A 15,185-nucleotide genomic window follows, 5' to 3' on the forward strand; every position below is an offset into this window, starting at 1 on the left:
TCGACCGGCGCCGTGGCGTCCCGGGAGACCAGCTGGACCTGGACGGGCATGGTCACCCCGACCGCGCGGTGGTTGACGACCCAGCCCTGGTCCATCGCGGTCTCGAGCCCCAGCAGGTCGGTCCAGAAGGGGGTGTCGGCCGCGGGCTCGGCGACGGGCAGGTTGGCGACGACGCGCCGGACCGGTGTGCTGCTCATGGCCGCGCAGCCTGCCCGGCGTCCGGCGCGCCCGTCTTGAACGGATCCGTCGCGCCGGCCGACCGATGCGGCCCGCTCCTTGTCGCGGCCTTCCCCCCGCTGGCGCGTCTTGTCGTTGTGAATCACAACGACAAGAGCGTCGGCCGGACGCCGGAACCCGCGACAGGGCGCGTCAGGCCGCGTTCGGGGGCTCGGATCGGGACCCGACGGGGCCACCGGAGGACGGCTCAGCGCATCGGCGCCCTCAGCGAACCGGGGCGAGGACCGGGGCGCCGGGGAGGGACTGCGCCCGCCGCATCGTCATGAGCCCCTGCACCCCGAGGCTGACCGCGATGAACAGCAGCACGCTCGAGGAGTTCACCGCGTTCGCCGACGGCGCGACCGCGCCCGCCAGCACGTCGAGCCCGATGTGGATCCCGATCCCGACGATCCACAGCGCCGCCGTCAGCGCGTGGCCCTGGGTGTAGACGGCACTGTCGCGGACCCACAGCCTGACGGTCGCGGCCCGGATCAGCCCCAGCGCCGCACCGATCACCAGGCCGGTGACCAGCAACGTCCAACCGACCACCGACACCGGGTGCGCCGAGGCCGACGACACGATCTCGACGAGGCCGACGACCCCGAGGATCCCCGCGATCCGCAGCCGCCGGGCCGTGAACTGCCGCACCCGCAGCTGGTTGTAGAGGATCCAGCCCAACACCGCGATCCCGACGATCACCTGCAGCGGCCCGCTCATCGAGTCGTCCTCCCCGTGCTCCGTGGGCCCTGCGGCCCGGATGTGGACCAGCGTCGTCGGGGGCACGACGGCGGGCGTCCACCCGCGGGTGGAGACGGGGTGGAGGACGGGTGTGCGACGGCGGATGGGGGTCCAGACTCGTCGGCGTGACGGTGCAGACCGACCCGACGGGGGTCGCGACGGGAGCCGGGCCCGGGCCCCGGCCCGAGCCGGCCCCGCGCCCCGCCCTGCGGACCGCCGGGGTCCCCGAGGCCCGGATCGACTCGAGGATGACCGCTCTGGCCCGCGCCGGCCGCCCGGTGCTGTGGCTGGCGGTGGCCGCCGGGACCGTCTGGCCGCTCACCCCGACCGCGATCGCCGCGGGACTCGTCGCCCTCGCCGGCGCGATCTGCGCGGTCATCGCGATGCGGGACCCGCGCATCCCCTCGCCCACCGCCGACGGCGAGCGGTGGCGGACGTTCATGCTGTCGCTCTGCACGCTGCTCGGGATGGTCGCGACCGTCCTGGAGCCCCGGGGCGCCGGCTACGTCTGCGCGCTGGTCGCCGGTGCGCTGATCGGCCGGATCGTCATCGACGCCCGGGTCGTCTGGTGGTTCGCCGGGGCGGCCGGCGTCGGGATCGGCGCGACGCTCGCGTACGCCACCGGGTCCTCCTGGCTGTTCCTCGTCGCGCTCGCGGTGCCCGCCCTCGCGTCGCGCTCCCTCGACCGGGCCCGGCTGCACCGCGAGCACGTCCGGGTCCTGGCCCTGCTCGCCGAGCGGGACGCACTGCGCGAGGTCGAGCTGGCGGCAGCGGCGGGCCAGGAGCGCGCCCGCATCGCCCGCGATCTGCACGACGTGCTCGCGCACACCCTGTCCGGCCTCTCCCTGCACCTGCAGGGGATCCGGGCGGTGGCGACGAAACGGCTCGGCCCCGAGGACCCGGTGATCGGCGCGGTCGACCAGGCCGCCGACCTCGCCCGTAGCGGGCTCGCCGAGGCGAAGGAGGCCGTCGCGGCACTGCGCGAGGACTCCCCCGCGTCCGCGCCCCGCGCCGCCGACCTCACCGCGCTGGCCGAGGAGCACGGCGCCGACCTGTCCGTCTCGGGGGATCTCGACGGCCTCCCCCCGCGGGTCCGGGAGACGGTGTTCGCGACCGTCCGTGAGGCGCTCACCAACGCGGGCAGGCACGCGCCCGGCGCGCCGGTGACCATCTCGGTCGCCGTGGGCGACGCGGTCGAGGTGCGGGTGACCGACGACGGGGCGGGTTCCGGGTCGGGGGCCGGGCCCGGCGCGGGTCCCGCCGCCGGAGCACAGGCCCGGGGCGACGTCGGCGGCGGGAAGGGGCTGGTCGGGCTGCGCGAGCGGGCCGCCCTGGTGGGCGGCGCCCTCGACGCGGGGCCGCGCGGGGAACGGGGCTGGCGCGTGACCCTGCACGTCCCCCTGTCGGCGTGCCGTGTCTCCCCGGCGGGGCCCGGTCGCCTGGGCGGGGCATCCGGCAGGCTGACGCCGTGACCCCTCCGAGCGGTAGGAGCCCGGTGCGCGTGGTGCTCGCCGACGACCAGGCCGTCGTGCGGGACGGCCTCGCCATGCTGCTCTCGGCCGCCGACGACCTCGAGGTCGTCGCGACCGCGGCCGACGGGACGCGTGCGGTGGAGGTCGTGCTCGCCGAGCGCCCCGACGTCGCGCTCGTGGATCTCCGGATGCCCGGACTCGACGGCGCCGAGGTGACCGCGACCGTCCGCGGCGACGCCCCGGAGGTCCGGGTGCTGATCCTGACCACCTACGCCGACGACGACGCCGTGCTCCCGGCCCTGCGCGCAGGCGCCGCCGGGTACCTCACCAAGGACACGACGGGCGAGGCGCTGCTCGCCGCGATCCGGACGGTCGCCGCGGGCGGGTCGGTGCTCGACGCGGCGGTGCAGCGACGTCTCGTCGACCTCGCCGGCTCCCCCGCCGCGCCGACCTCGCGGCCGGCCCCGGAGCCCGAACTGCCCGAGGGGCTCACCGCCCGCGAGGTCGACGTGCTCCGTCTCGTCGCCCAGGGCCTGTCGAACCAGCAGACCGCGTCACGGCTCGTCGTCAGCGAGGCGACCGTGAAGACCCACGTGAACCACCTGATCTCCAAGCTCGGCGTCGACAGCAGGCCCGCCCTGGTGGCCTGGGCGTGGCGCAACGGCGTGGCCCGGGCCGGGTGAGCGGCCCGGTCAGAGCCCCAGGGTCTTCCCGATGATGTCGCGCTGGATCTCGCTGGTGCCGCCGTACACCGTGGAGACGACCGACTGGCGCAGCAGCCGCTCCATCCCGTACTCGGTGGCGTAGCCGTAGCCGCCGAGCATCTGCATGCCCTCCAGCGAGAGGTGCTTGGCGAGCTCGGTGGCCTTGAGCTTGGCCATCGACGCCTCCTTGGGGAACAGCGCCGTCGGGTTCGCGTCGATCGTGTGCGCGGTGTCGTGCACGAGGAGCTTCGTGGCGGCCAGCTCGGTGGCGTTGTCGGCGATCCGGTGGCGCATGGCCTGGAAGCTGCCGACCGGGCGCCCGAACTGCTCGCGCTCCTTGACGTAGGCCAGCGTGTCGTCGAAGGCGCGACGCCCGAGGCCGAGCATGAGGCCCGCGAGGATCATCCGCTCCAGGTTCAGGCCGGCCATGAGCTGGCGCCAGCCCTGCCCCTCGGTCCCGACGACGGCGTCGGCGGGCAGGTGGCAGTTCGTGAAGTAGAGGTCGTTGACCTCCTTGCCGCCCATCGTCTCGATCCCGTGGATCTCGAGACCCTCGACGTCGGTGGGGACGACGAGCATGGTCAGCCCGTCGTGCTTGCCGCCCTCGGTGGAGGTGCGGGCGACGAGCAGGATGTGCGAGGCGATGTGGGCGTTCGAGCACCACGTCTTCTGGCCGTCGACGACCCAGCCGTCCTCGGTCTTCGTCGCCTTGCAGGTCAGGCCGCCGACGTCGGAGCCCGCGCCCGGCTCGGACATGGAGATCGCCAGGGTGTCGCCGCGGCACACGCCGCCGAGCAGCTCCTGCTTCTGCGCCTCGGAGCCGAACTTCTTGATCGCCTCGGCGGTGATGATCGTCGTGCCGAAGCCGCCGATCGGCGCCTGCTGGTACGCGGTCTCCTCGAGGAAGACGAGCAGGTCGGTCATCGAGCCGTCGGCGCCCCCGTAGGCCTCCGGCAGCGCGATGCCGAGCCAGCCGAGCCCGGCCATCTTGCGGTAGATCTCGTCGCTGTGCGGGCCGTCCGCGGTGAGGCGGTCGCGCGCGGCCTTGTCGGGGATCTCGCGGCGGGCGAACTCGCCGATCGCGGCGGCGAGGGCGTCCTGCTCCTCGGTGAGCGTGACGGGCATGGGGGCTCCTCAGCGGTAGGTGGTCAGCGGTCGGGCGGTTCAGGCGGTCGGTGCCTTCTCGGCGAAGAAACCGATGGCGTCGAGGTGGGCGAGCAGCAGGTCGCGCCCGTCGAGGACGTGGCGGGCCATGGCCTCGCGCGCGGCGTCGGCGTCGGCCCCGGCCAGGGCGTCGAGCAGCTCGGCGTGCGAGCGCCGGGTCGCGGCGCGCCACGCGGCGCTCGCGGTGTAGAAGCGCGGCGGCAGGTAGCGCTCGGCGCAGCCCGCGAGCCAGGCGAGCTTGCGTGAGGAGGCGGTGCGGTTCACCGCGGCGTGGAACTCGTGCTCGGCGTGGGCGAGCGCGAGGCCGTGGTCGGACGCGTCGGCTCCGGACGGACCGACGGGCGCAGCCGCTCTCACGAGACCGCCGGGCGCGTCGGGTCCGGCGCGATCGCCGTCGCGGGCCTCACACACCTCGGCGAGCCGCGCCACCTCGGCGTCGTGCTCGCGCAGCGCCGCCAGGTCGGCCGGGCCCGCCGCGGCGGCCGCGCGGGCCGCGAGCTCGCCCGTGAGGTGGGCCTGCGCCGCGAAGAGGTCCCCGACGTCGCCCCGGGCCATCGGCGCGACCACGTACCCGCGTCGCGGCAGCGCCCGCACCATGTCGTCCGCGCGCAGCGACTGCAGTGCCTCGCGGACCGGCGTCTGGCTCACCCCGAACTCCTCGCCGAGGCGGTCCACGCGCAGGAACGTCCCGGGCGTCAGCTCCCCGGAGAGGATCCGATCGCGCAGCAGGAGGGCCACCCGGTCCGGCAGCGCCAGGGCCTCCCCGAGCGCCTGCGGACCGCGCCCGGTTCCCGACGACGCGACCATGGCGCCACCATATCCTATCGAATATAGGATCAGCAGGATCGTGCGTCGCCCGGACCCGACGCCCTAGGGAGAGCACCGTGCCGACCGACCCGAGCACCACCGTCCGCCCGCGGCACGCGGCGGACACGGTGAGCGGCGCCGTGCTCCTCGGCGCGACCGCCAACGTGATCATGCAGCTGGCCCGGCCCGGCGTCGGGCACGGCGTCGTCGAGAGCCGGGTCGACCGCGGCAACCTCATGATCCATCCGCTGCACCGGCTCCGGACCACGAGCACCTATCTGTCGGTGACCATGCTCGGCGACCCCCGGGACGTGCGCGACTACCGCCGGGCCGTCGGGCGCTCGCACGCCCAGGTGCGCTCGACGCCGTCGAGCCCGGTCGCCTACGACGCGTTCGACCGCGAGCTGCAGATGTGGGTCGCGGCCTGCCTGGTCCGCGCGTTCGAGGACACGTGGGCGCTGCTCGAAGGCCGCCCCGGGCAGTGGCTGCCCGACGACGTCTACCTGCAGTGCGCGAGCCTCGGTACCGGTCTCCAGGTCCGCCCCGAGCAGTGGCCCGCGGACCGGGCGGCCTTCGAGCGCTGGTGGGACGCCGAGCTCGAGCACGTCCACCTCGACGACACCGTGCACGCCTACCTCTGGCGCCTGGTGCGCCAGGAGTTCCTCCCCGCTCCACTGCGCCGCGCCACCGGCCGCGCGAGCGCGTTCTTCACCGCCGGATTCCTGCCCGAGCCGTTCCGTTCGATGATGGGGTTCACCTGGTCCGACGCCGACCAAGGGCGGTTCGAGACCACGATGCGACGGCTCGGCGCGGTGCTGCGTCGGGCGCCGACCCCGGTCCGGTCGCTGCCCTACAACGCCTTTCTCACCGACATGCGCGTGCGGCGCCGTCTCGGCATGCCGCTGGTCTGAGGCGGGGCCACGGTGGGGCGCGTCGGGCGTCGCCCTGGCCCGCGCCGCCAACGACCGGCTCGCGGCCGCCGTGGCCGAGCACCCCGACCGCTTCGGCGCCGTCGGTGAGGCGGGCTTCGTCGGCGCCATGGTGTTCGGCCAGACCCACGGGCGCTTCCTCGACGACCCCGAGTTCGCCCCCGTGCTCGCCACCTGCGCGGAGCTCGGCGTGCCCCTCTACCTCCACCCCGCGCCGCCGCCACCCGCCGTCGCCGACGTCTACTTCGGGCGCCTGCCCGAGGGTGCCGGCGCCACGCTCGCGACGGCGGGCTGGGGCTGGCACGCCGAGACCGGCATGCACGTGCTGCGCCTCGCCGTCGCCGGGACGTTCGACGCGCACCCCGATCTGACGATCGTCGTCGGGCACATGGGCGAGAACCTGCCGTTCTCCCTCGCCCGGGCCGACGAGCGCCTGACCCCGAGCAGCGTGGGCGGTCGTGCGGTGTGGCGGACGGACCTCGACCAGGTCCTGATCACCACCGCCGGCTACACCCCGGACCCCCGCTGGCCTGCGCGCTCGCGACGTTCGACCCCGAGCGGATCCTCTTCTCCGTGGACCACCCGTTCGCCGACTCGCAGGTCGCGACGAGCTTCCTGCGTGACGCCGCGCTCGAGGACGCCGACCGGGAGCGCATCGCCTCCGGGAACGCGGAGGAGCTGCTCGGCATCTGACGCACCGGCGGGTCAGCGACCGACCGGCTCCGGGGTGCACCTGCGGCACGCGCGGCGCTGCTCGTCCAGGTCGCGGCCGTCCGCCCACACCCGCACGACCTCGATCCCGGGTGCGCGACGGTTCCGGGGGACCCCGGGGTGCCGGTGGTGGTGCACGGTTCCCTCGCGCGTGGCCCGGCGGAGCGCGACGGCCGCCCGGCGCACCCGCTCCGCGGTGCCGGGCAGCAGCCAGGAGGCCTGAACCGGCGAGAGCTGGGCCGGGACGACGACGGCGGCTGCGGGCTCCCGCGGCGTCCTCGGGGTCGGCGCGCCGAGCGCGGTCTCGAGGTCGGCGTTCAGGTCGGTCACGTGGGGGGTGGGGGCCGGGGAGAGATCACGCGAGACGGTCACGTGCCCGGCTACGGCGCTCCGGTGGGCCCGCTTGAGCCCCACGATCCGCGGTCCGGCGCCGCCGTCGGCGCAACCCGCTCCCCCGACAGCCGATCATGCTCACGGCCTGCGTCACGCCTCGTGGTCCCGCCCCGACGCCGCGCCCGGTCGCGCGGTGACCCGTCGTCCGCGCGGCGATCGTCCGGACCCGAACGGCGGAGCCTCCCGCCCGGACTCCGCCGCGGAGCGCGACCGGTCGACGCGCCGAGGGACCACCCGAAGGCGTGAACCCGACGAGGCCCGGACCCAGGATCGGAGCCCTACAACGTCTGGCCGCCGTCGACCGTGATCGTCTGCCCGGTGATGGCCCGCGAGGTCACGAGCCCGACGACGGCGGCCGCGACGTCCTCGACGGTCGTCTCCCGGCCGACGATCGCGTTCGCGGCGAGCGCCCGGCCCTGCTCCTCCTTGCCCGCCCACCAGCGGGTGAGCACGAGGCCCGGCCAGACCTCGTTGACCCGCGCCGGCGCCAGGGCGTTCGCGAGTGCCCGGGTGAGCCCGGAGAGTGCGGCCTTGGACACCACGTAGGGCACCGACGAGCCCCGGCCGGACGACACCGACGCACTGCCGACGTTGATCACGCACCCGTCGTCGGCCGCCCGGAGGTCCGGTGCGGCCGCGCGGGCGCAGTGCCAAGCGGAGAGCGTGTTCAGCCGGAACAACCGCTCGAAGACCTCGTCGCCCGCCGCCTCGAGGTCGTCCAGGGCGATGTGCTCGGTGCCGCCCGCGTTGTTGACCAGGATCGAGACCGGCCCGAGCGATTCACGGACGGCCGCCATCAGGGCCCGCACCGCGTCGTCGTCGGTGACGTCGGCCGGGAACGCGTCCGCGGTCCCTCCCTCGCCCCGGATGGCCTCGACGGTGCGCGCGGCGTCGTCCGCGGAGCGGCTGTACACCACCGCGACCGGATGCCCGAGACGCGCCAGCGCCTCCGCGATCGCCCGCCCGATACCGGTACCGCCACCCGTCACCACGGCCGTCATGAGGTCCTCCTCGGATCGTCGTCGACTCCGCCGGTGATGATGGTCGCGTGCCCGCACGACCTGAATCCACCGGCTCCGGTACCACTGCGCCCGAGGCCACCCCCGCCGTCGCCATCCGCGCGATCCAGCCCGACGACGTGCCTGCGGTGGTGCGCTTCGTCCACGAGCTCGCCGACTACGAGCGCGAGCCGGAGTCCTGCCTGCTGACCGCCGACCAGTTGCACGCCGCGCTGTTCGAGGAGCACCCGTCGGTGTTCGGGCACGTCGCGGAGGTCGACGGTGCCCTGGCCGGGACGGCGCTGTGGTTCGTGACGTTCTCGACCTGGACCGGCGCGCACGGCATGCACCTCGAGGATCTCTACGTGTCGCCGTCGCACCGTCGGTTCGGGCTCGCCCGGTCACTGCTCGCCCGCCTCGCCGCCGTGTGCGTCGAGCGCGGGTGGGCCCGGATGGAGTGGGCGGTGCTCGACTGGAACACCCCTGCGCTCGACTTCTACGCCACGCTGGCATCGGCCCCGCAGGACGGCTGGACCACGCACCGCGTCGACGGCGCGTCGCTGGACGATCTGGCGGCCCTCGACCGCTGACCGGCGGCTCGGCTCAGGTCGGCGGGCCGCTCTCGCGCGCGAAGACGACGGTGTTGTCGCGGTAGGACCGCACGATCGCGTCGAACGATCCGCTGCAGGTGATCAGGCGCAGCTCCGGACCCGCGGTGCCGGAGTAGACCTCGCCGGACGGGAACGTGTCCTTGGAGAACGAGCGGGTGGCGTAGACCGTGAAGGGCACCGTGCGCCCGTCCTCGCGGGTCACCGCCACGGTGTCCCCCGGGGCCAGCGCGCCCAGCCGGAAGAACACCGACGGCCCGTTCTCCGCCGAGTCGATGTGGCCGATGATCACTGAAGGGCCCTGCCGGCCGGGGGTGACCGAGTAGCGGTACCACGCGGCGGAATCGTAGAGCGGGCCCTTGGCGGGGACCTCCATCGTCCGGTCCGGGTTCAGCCCGACCGACCCCACGCGAGAATCGACGCCGATCTTGCCGATCACGATGCGCGCCGGCGGCGACGGCGGCGGACCGACCGGGGTCGTCGGCCCCGGGGGCGTCTGCGTGACGGGGGGCGGAGCGGGCAGCGCGCCCGCGTCGTGCTCGGCGGGCGCGCTCTGCTGGAGGAACAACGCCGCCGCGATCGCGCCGATCCCGACCGCGGCGAGCAGGCCCGCGATCAGCAGCAGCAGCCGACGCCGGGGCCGGGGCGAGGCGGGCGACGGGCGCTCCGGGCTTGCTGGGGAGTCGTCGGAGGGTTCGTCCGGTACCGGACGATCCGCGGTCGGCTCAGGCGTTTCCGGCGGTTCCGGCGGGGGCGGGTCGGACGGCGCCGACGCGTGGGCGTCGGCGCCGTCCGGAGTCGTTCCCAGTCGTCAGTCCTGCGTGCGACGACGACGGGTCGCCACGACCGCGATGCCACCGGCCGCCACGAGGGCGACACCGCCGAGACCGAACAGCTCGCCGTGCTCGACGCCCGAGGTGCTGCCGGCGCCGGTCTGCACGCCGCCGGACGGCGTCTGGCTCGGCGCACCACCGGTGCCGCCGGAACCGGAACCGCCGCTGCCCGAGCCCGAGCCCGAGCCGCTGCCCGAACCGCCGGAGCCCTCGGTCCCGGCCGCTCCGCCTGCGGCGCCGCCCTGGCCCGCGGCACCACCGGCCGCACCGCCCTCGGCACCGCCGGCCGCGGCACCGCCCGCGGCCGCCCCGCCTGCTGCGGCCCCGCCGGCGGCACCACCCTCGGCACCGGGCTGACCAGGCGCGGGCTGACCGGGCGCCGGCTGGCCCGGCTGCCCGGGAGCACCCGGGATGCTCGGCAGGTTCGACGGCAGCGCCGTCGGGACCCCCGACGGCACGTTCTGCGGCAACTGCGGCGTGCCACCGGAGCACGCCCCCAGCGCGCCGATCGAGAGCGCGGCGGCTGCGACAGCCAGGCCGGCGCGGGTCATGGTCACTCGCGTCATGAGTCCTCCCCGTATCTCGTTCTGATGACGAGCTCGGCGGGGTTCATACCCGATGCACGAGATCTCACACAGCACGCACGCCGCTTGTACGCAAGCGGGTGCGGAGTTCTCTCATCCGTTCCTCAGCGTTCGTCCGCGGGCTCCGGTACGTCATCACCGGACGGGACGGATCAGGACGGATCGGGCAGCTTCTCGCCGGCCTCGACGGCGGCGTCGAGGACGTTCTCGGCCGGCGGCAGCGGGCAGGTCGCGTACGCGGTGAAGGCGCAGGGCAGGTTCACGGTGCGGTTGAGATCGACCACGAGCGAACCGTCCGCCGCCGGATCGTCCGTCCGCAGGATGCGCCCGCCGCCGTAGGTGCTCGCGCCACTCGTGGCGTCGCGGAAGTGCAGCGACAGTCCGCCGTCCTTGCCCGCGAGGGCGACCAGGCGGTACTCGCGGCCCCCGAGGTCGATCGTGACGGTCCCCACCGCCGTCGGGAAGTGCTGCAGTCCGTCGACGACGGCGCCGACCGTGATCCGCTCCGGTGCCGGGTAGGCCTCGAACCGCCCGGTGACGACCCACTGCGGGTCGACCGGGAACGTCGGGACCCCGGTGAACCCGGTGCGGGTGGTGGCCCGCGGATCGCGGACCCGCAGCGCGTAGGAGTCGGTGCGGCGGGCGAGCTCGACCACCCGCTCCCCCACGGTGACCAGGACGCCCGGCGCCCCGTCGACGGGCCGCACCGTGGCCGTGCCGTCGACACGCTCGCCACCGACCTCGATCCCGTCCGCGTCCGACGCGACGATCTCCACGCTGCCGTCGCCCGGCGCGCACCAGGTCCCCGGCAGGTCGGCCACGGCCCGCGGGGTCACGTCGAGCCATTCGAGGGCGGTGAGCGCCAGCCAGCCGTGCGGCTCGCGCAGGGTCGCCTCGCGAGCGTCGTGCCAGCGCTGCCAGTCGGCGAGCAGCGTCGCCGTGTCGTCGGTGACGGTCATCGCGTCCTCCGGATCTCAGGTCCCGACGGGGTCGGGTCCTGACGGTGTCGGGTCCTCACGGGGGCAACCCGGGACCGAGCCCGCGGATTCCGGCGCGGCCGACCGGGACGCGTTCGGTTCCGGCGGGTCGACGTTCCGACCCGCCGGAACCGTGCGACAGCTCAGGCCTCGACGACCTTCGCGCCGTCGGCCGCCTTCTGCACGGACTCGCAGCCCTTCTTGGCCGCGGCCTTGGTCTCGTAACCCTCCCCCGACGCCACGATCTGCCCATTGCTCGCCTTGAGACGGAAGCGGAACTTCCCGGCCCGGTCCTCGTAGACCTCGAACTTCCCAGACATCTCTCTGCCTCCCGCTGCCTGCTGAACGTGCTGGTCAGGACGGACGCTAGCGCCGGATGCCCGTCGGCAGGAACTTCTCGGCCCGGCGCGTCGGGCCCGGAGCACGGCTCACGACTTCCCGGACGGTTCCGGACCCACGTCTCGGGACGAGAAGAATTCACACATTCTCATCACGCCGTCCCGTGATCCTTGCAAGCGTTTACTGGCCTTCCCGACGCCCGCCCGGCACCCGCCGCGGCAGAGCGCGCGCCACGCCCGGTCCGCGAGCACGACGAGGGCTGGATCCGACGGCGGCTAGAGAGCCGTCCGGACGGCGTAGAGCTCCGGGAAGAAGGTGAGCTCGAGGGCGCGGCGCAGGAACGCCGCGCCACTCGAGCCGCCGGTTCCGGAGCGGAACCCGATCGTCCGCTCCACCGTCTTGAGGTGCCGGAAGCGCCAGAGTTGGACGTTCTCCTCGATGTCCACGAGCTCCTCGCAGGCCTCGTAGACGTCCCAGTACCGATCCGGGTCCGCGTAGATCTCCCGGAAGACCTCGACGAGGCCGGCGTTCTCGACGTGGGGCGCCCGCACGTCGCGGTGCAGCAGCTCCTCGGGCACGGGGTGGCCGCGACGGGCCAGCAGGCGCAGGAACTCGTCGTACAGGCTCGGGCGGTCGAGGGCCTCGGTGAGGATGCGCTGGGCCGCCGGGTCGTCGGCGAAGAGCGCGACCATGTCCTCGTTCTTGTTCCCGAGCACGAACTCCACGGCGCGGTACTGGTAGCTCTGGAACCCCGACGACGTCCCCAGGAACCCCCGGAACTGGCCGTACTCGCTGGGCGTCAGCGTCGCGAGCACCGACCACTGCTCGATCAGCTGGCGCTGCACGTGCTTGACGCGGGCGAGCCGCTTGAGCGCCGGGGCGAGGTCGTCCTGCGCGAGGTCCTCGCATGCGGTGCCGAGCTCGTGGAGGGCGAGCTTGAGCCAGAGCTCCGAGGTCTGGTGCTGGATGACGAACAGCAGCTCGTCGTGGTGCTCCGGGCGCGAGAGCGGGTGCTGGGCGGACAGCAGCTCGTCGAGGTGCAGGTAGCGGCCGTAGGACAGGTTCTCCGTGAAGTCCCGGACGATCCCCGACTCCATCGGCCGGGTGTTCCGGTCGGCGTTCACGGCTCGCGTTCCTCGCCGCAGCGGGGGCAGGTCCCGGACTCCGGTTCCTCCGGGTCCGGCATCGCCCCGCACGCCGGGCAGAGCAGGTGCATCCAGCACACCGGGTCGCCGCCCTGCTCGGGGTTGTCCGGCCGGGCGGGCTCGGGCCGGGCGTGCTCGGGCTGGACGGGCTCGGGCCGGGCGTGCTCGGGCCGGGCGTGCTCGGGCTGGACGCGGTCGAGGGGCACGGCGTCGATCCTGCGCGCTCGGCCACCGTCGGTGCCAGACTCGGTTGCGCCCGCTCGACGAGGAGGTCGGTCGCCCGATGCGTCTCGAGACCCTGCTGCCCCTGGGCAAGGTCGATCCCGGTCTGCGTGCCCCCGAGACGCCGATGGATCTCCGCAGCGTGGCCGCGAACGCCGAGCTCCTCGAGGAGATCGGCTACGGCGGGCTCGCCGTCGAGGAGACCAAGGACGACCCGTTCGTCGTGCTCACCCTCGCCGCGGCGGCGACCCGGCAGCTGCGCCTGTCCACCGCCGTCGCCATCGCGTTCCCGCGCAGTCCCACGACGATGGCGCTGCATGCGTGGACCCAGCAGAAGTTCTCGGGCGGACGGTTCACCCTCGGGCTCGGCACCCAGGTGCGCGGGCACATCCGGCGCCGCTACGGGATGGACTGGCACCCGCCCGCACCGTGGATGCGCGAGTACGTGCGCGCGATGCGGGCGGTCTGGCACACCTGGCAGACCGGAGAGCCGCTCGACCATCACGGCCAGCACTACGACCTCGACCTCATGGTGCCGCTGTTCGACGCCGGACCGATCGAACACCCGGACATCCCGGTCCACCTCGCCGCGGTCAACACCAACATGTGCGCGGTGGCCGGTGAGGTCGCCGACGGTGTCCGGCCACACCCGGTGTGCACCCCGAGCTACATCGCGGAGGTCATGCTCCCGGCCGTGCGACGCGGGGCCGCCCGCTCGGGGCGCTCGCTCGACGGGTTCCGCGTCGCCATGAAGCCTCTCGTGGCGTCCGCGTGCACCGAGGAGGAGCTCCAGCCGAAGATCCGTGACGCGCGCGCCCGGATCGCGTTCTACGCCTCGACGCCGGGCTACCGCGCCGCGTTCGACCACCTCGGCCTGCACGACCTCGCGACCGACGCCAAGGAGCTCTCCAAGGCCCAGCGCTGGGAGGAGCTGCCGGACATGATCGACGACGAGACCCTCGACCGGTTCGCCGTCATCGGCACCCACGACGAGATTTGCGATCGCCTGCTCGAGCGGTATTCGGGGGTGGTCACCGACGTCGAGTTCTCGATCGCGATCAGCCCCGGGCACCACGACCGTGATCGCGAGACGCTGCGGAACCTCGCGTCCGTGGTGCAGGGTGCCGACGACGCGGCCGCGCGCGCCGAGATCGTCGGAAAGAGCGCCCGGCGGAGCCCGACCATCGACCCAGGGGAGACCGCAGGTGTCTGACGAGGAACCGGTGCACGTCGAGACGAGCGACGCGGTCACCGTCGTCACCCTCGACCGCCCGAAGGCGCTCAACGCGCTGAACTCGACCGTCGCCGCCGCTCTCGGCACCGCCCTGGAGGCCGCCGACCGGGACGAGGCGGTGCGCGCGATCGTCGTCACCGGGACGGGCCGCGCGTTCAGCGCCGGGGCCGACCTCAAGGCGGTCGCCCAGGGCGACACCCTCACCGACCCCGACCACCCGGAGTGGGGCTTCGGCGGGTTCGCCCGGCACACGCTCGCGACCCCCACGATCGCGGCCGTCAACGGCCTCGCGTTCGGCGGCGGGCTGGAGCTGATGCTCGCCTGCGATCTCGCCGTCGCCGACGAGGAGGCCCGGCTCGGCCTCCCCGAGGTCGCCCGCGGTCTCGCCGCGGGCGCGGGCGGGCTGATCCGCCTGCCGCAGCGCATCCCGCGGGCGATCGCCCTCGAGATCGCGATGACGGGTACGCCGATCAGCGCGGCGCGGGGCTACGAGCTGGGTCTGGTGAACCGCGTGGCACCCGCCGGGACGGCCCTGGAGGCGGCTCGGGCGATGGCTGCGACGATCGCCGCGAACGCGCCGCTCGCCGTGCGCGAGTCCCGGGGTCTCATGATGCGGGCCGCGCACGCGGAGGAGAACGGTGACGCCGCGTGGGACGACAACGCCGCGGTCATGGCCCGGATCTTCGCCAGCGAGGACGCCCGCGAGGGCCCTCGGGCGTTCGCCGAGAAGCGCTCGCCCGAATGGACCGGCCGCTGACTCCGGTGATGCCCTCGTCGTCCGGCTGACACCAGACCGCAATACCGGTACCTGACGCTTCGTCGTCATGACCAGTACCGCGCCGGACCCCGTCGAGCTCGCCGTCACCGACACCACCACCGCCCCATGGCAGGACTTCCCCGTGCCGGCGATCGGAGCCGTGCTCGAGCACGTCCCGTTGCTCGACGACCCGGACACCGGCATGCAGGTGATCAAGATGGTGTACCGCGCCGGCTTCACGAACCCCTGGCACACGCACCCGTGCGGGCACGGGATCTACGTGCTGTCCGGGACGCTGAACACCCACCAGGGCACCTACGCCCCGGGCAGCTTCGTGTGGTTCCCCGAGGGCGG

At 74.2% G+C, this 15,185-nt stretch carries 20 protein-coding genes and 1 pseudogene; 9 read left to right on the forward strand and 12 right to left on the reverse strand.

From position 1 onward, the window contains the following. Both VGI02_RS04615 and VGI02_RS04620 read right to left on the reverse strand, forming a co-directional pair. Nucleotides 1-197, reverse strand: a 197-nt coding sequence (locus VGI02_RS04615; protein WP_527249122.1) for a VOC family protein, incomplete at its 3' end; no start/stop codon positions are given. Nucleotides 198-441: 244 nt separating this feature from the next. Next, a complete protein-coding gene (locus VGI02_RS04620; protein WP_331626091.1) occupies nucleotides 442-933 on the reverse strand; it encodes a hypothetical protein in 492 nt (163 codons plus the stop codon). Nucleotides 934-1,079: 146 nt separating this feature from the next. Between VGI02_RS04620 and VGI02_RS04625 the strand changes: the two genes are divergently transcribed. After that, nucleotides 1,080-2,426 (forward strand): sensor histidine kinase, encoded by a 1,347-nt coding sequence (locus VGI02_RS04625; RefSeq protein WP_331626092.1) that lies wholly within the window; start codon nucleotides 1,080-1,082, stop codon nucleotides 2,424-2,426. Further along, the gene (locus tag VGI02_RS04630) at nucleotides 2,423-3,109 is read left to right on the forward strand and encodes a response regulator (protein ID WP_331626093.1); all 687 of its coding nucleotides are present in this window, start codon (nucleotides 2,423-2,425) and stop codon (nucleotides 3,107-3,109) included. Before VGI02_RS04625 ends, VGI02_RS04630 begins: the two co-directional genes overlap by 4 nt. A gap of 9 nt (nucleotides 3,110-3,118) precedes the next feature. Here VGI02_RS04630 and VGI02_RS04635 read toward each other — a convergent pair whose 3' ends face one another. After that, nucleotides 3,119-4,255, reverse strand: a complete 1,137-nt coding sequence (locus VGI02_RS04635; protein ID WP_331626094.1) for an acyl-CoA dehydrogenase family protein — start codon at nucleotides 4,253-4,255, stop codon at nucleotides 3,119-3,121. 39 nt (nucleotides 4,256-4,294) lie between these two features. Continuing rightward, nucleotides 4,295-5,101 carry a GntR family transcriptional regulator gene (locus VGI02_RS04640; RefSeq protein ID WP_331626095.1) on the reverse strand — a complete coding sequence of 269 codons (807 nt, stop codon included), beginning with the start codon at nucleotides 5,099-5,101 and terminating at the stop codon, nucleotides 4,295-4,297. Nucleotides 5,102-5,178: 77 nt separating this feature from the next. Between VGI02_RS04640 and VGI02_RS04645 the strand changes: the two genes are divergently transcribed. From VGI02_RS04645 to VGI02_RS04650, 3 genes and pseudogenes are all read left to right on the forward strand, one after another. Then, nucleotides 5,179-6,012 carry an oxygenase MpaB family protein gene (locus tag VGI02_RS04645; RefSeq protein WP_331626096.1) on the forward strand — a complete coding sequence of 278 codons (834 nt, stop codon included), beginning with the start codon at nucleotides 5,179-5,181 and terminating at the stop codon, nucleotides 6,010-6,012. A 70-nt stretch (nucleotides 6,013-6,082) separates the two neighbouring features. Next, nucleotides 6,083-6,418, forward strand: a pseudogene (locus VGI02_RS29095) (amidohydrolase family protein); the annotation flags it as partial. A 77-nt stretch (nucleotides 6,419-6,495) separates the two neighbouring features. Continuing rightward, a complete protein-coding gene (locus VGI02_RS04650) occupies nucleotides 6,496-6,723 on the forward strand; it encodes an amidohydrolase family protein (RefSeq protein WP_331626097.1) in 228 nt (75 codons plus the stop codon). A gap of 12 nt (nucleotides 6,724-6,735) precedes the next feature. Here the strand turns inward: VGI02_RS04650 and VGI02_RS04655 are convergent, their stop codons facing one another. Together VGI02_RS04655 and VGI02_RS04660 are read right to left on the reverse strand one after the other, a co-directional pair. Next, the gene (locus VGI02_RS04655) at nucleotides 6,736-7,071 is read right to left on the reverse strand and encodes a hypothetical protein (RefSeq protein WP_331626098.1); all 336 of its coding nucleotides are present in this window, start codon (nucleotides 7,069-7,071) and stop codon (nucleotides 6,736-6,738) included. Nucleotides 7,072-7,412: 341 nt separating this feature from the next. Continuing rightward, nucleotides 7,413-8,135 carry an SDR family NAD(P)-dependent oxidoreductase gene (locus tag VGI02_RS04660; RefSeq protein ID WP_331626099.1) on the reverse strand — a complete coding sequence of 241 codons (723 nt, stop codon included), beginning with the start codon at nucleotides 8,133-8,135 and terminating at the stop codon, nucleotides 7,413-7,415. Between the two features lie 113 nt (nucleotides 8,136-8,248). Between VGI02_RS04660 and VGI02_RS04665 the strand changes: the two genes are divergently transcribed. Continuing rightward, nucleotides 8,249-8,722 (forward strand): GNAT family N-acetyltransferase, encoded by a 474-nt coding sequence (locus VGI02_RS04665; protein WP_331626110.1) that lies wholly within the window; start codon nucleotides 8,249-8,251, stop codon nucleotides 8,720-8,722. A 13-nt stretch (nucleotides 8,723-8,735) separates the two neighbouring features. Here the strand turns inward: VGI02_RS04665 and VGI02_RS04670 are convergent, their stop codons facing one another. The 6 genes from VGI02_RS04670 to VGI02_RS04695 all read right to left on the reverse strand — a co-directional run bounded on the left by VGI02_RS04670 (nucleotide 8,736) and on the right by VGI02_RS04695 (nucleotide 12,824). Continuing rightward, nucleotides 8,736-9,308 carry a class F sortase gene (locus VGI02_RS04670; protein WP_331626101.1) on the reverse strand — a complete coding sequence of 191 codons (573 nt, stop codon included), beginning with the start codon at nucleotides 9,306-9,308 and terminating at the stop codon, nucleotides 8,736-8,738. Between the two features lie 243 nt (nucleotides 9,309-9,551). Beyond that, nucleotides 9,552-10,139, reverse strand: a complete 588-nt coding sequence (locus VGI02_RS04675) for a GVDTG sorting domain-containing protein (RefSeq protein ID WP_331626102.1) — start codon at nucleotides 10,137-10,139, stop codon at nucleotides 9,552-9,554. Between the two features lie 170 nt (nucleotides 10,140-10,309). Beyond that, nucleotides 10,310-11,116, reverse strand: a complete 807-nt coding sequence (locus VGI02_RS04680) for a DUF1684 domain-containing protein (RefSeq protein WP_331626103.1) — start codon at nucleotides 11,114-11,116, stop codon at nucleotides 10,310-10,312. A gap of 161 nt (nucleotides 11,117-11,277) precedes the next feature. Next, the gene (locus VGI02_RS04685) at nucleotides 11,278-11,454 is read right to left on the reverse strand and encodes a YegP family protein (protein ID WP_331626104.1); all 177 of its coding nucleotides are present in this window, start codon (nucleotides 11,452-11,454) and stop codon (nucleotides 11,278-11,280) included. A 294-nt stretch (nucleotides 11,455-11,748) separates the two neighbouring features. Continuing rightward, nucleotides 11,749-12,570 (reverse strand): tryptophan 2,3-dioxygenase, encoded by an 822-nt coding sequence (gene kynA, locus VGI02_RS04690; protein ID WP_331626111.1) that lies wholly within the window; start codon nucleotides 12,568-12,570, stop codon nucleotides 11,749-11,751. A gap of 23 nt (nucleotides 12,571-12,593) precedes the next feature. Next, the gene (locus VGI02_RS04695; RefSeq protein ID WP_331626105.1) at nucleotides 12,594-12,824 is read right to left on the reverse strand and encodes a hypothetical protein; all 231 of its coding nucleotides are present in this window, start codon (nucleotides 12,822-12,824) and stop codon (nucleotides 12,594-12,596) included. A 77-nt stretch (nucleotides 12,825-12,901) separates the two neighbouring features. Here VGI02_RS04695 and VGI02_RS04700 point away from each other — a divergent pair, with 77 nt between their 5' ends. From VGI02_RS04700 to VGI02_RS04710, 3 genes are all read left to right on the forward strand, one after another. Then, nucleotides 12,902-14,053 carry a TIGR03617 family F420-dependent LLM class oxidoreductase gene (locus tag VGI02_RS04700; protein ID WP_331626107.1) on the forward strand — a complete coding sequence of 384 codons (1,152 nt, stop codon included), beginning with the start codon at nucleotides 12,902-12,904 and terminating at the stop codon, nucleotides 14,051-14,053. Further along, nucleotides 14,046-14,831 carry a crotonase/enoyl-CoA hydratase family protein gene (locus VGI02_RS04705; RefSeq protein ID WP_331626108.1) on the forward strand — a complete coding sequence of 262 codons (786 nt, stop codon included), beginning with the start codon at nucleotides 14,046-14,048 and terminating at the stop codon, nucleotides 14,829-14,831. The genes VGI02_RS04700 and VGI02_RS04705 overlap by 8 nt, the downstream gene beginning before the upstream one ends. Before the next feature lie 67 nt (nucleotides 14,832-14,898). Further along, a partial coding sequence (locus tag VGI02_RS04710) for a cupin domain-containing protein (RefSeq protein ID WP_331626109.1) occupies nucleotides 14,899-15,185 on the forward strand: 287 nt, incomplete at its 3' end.

It is taken from the genome of Actinomycetospora sp. (assembly GCF_036497245.1).
Taxonomy (GTDB): domain Bacteria; phylum Actinomycetota; class Actinomycetes; order Mycobacteriales; family Pseudonocardiaceae; genus Actinomycetospora.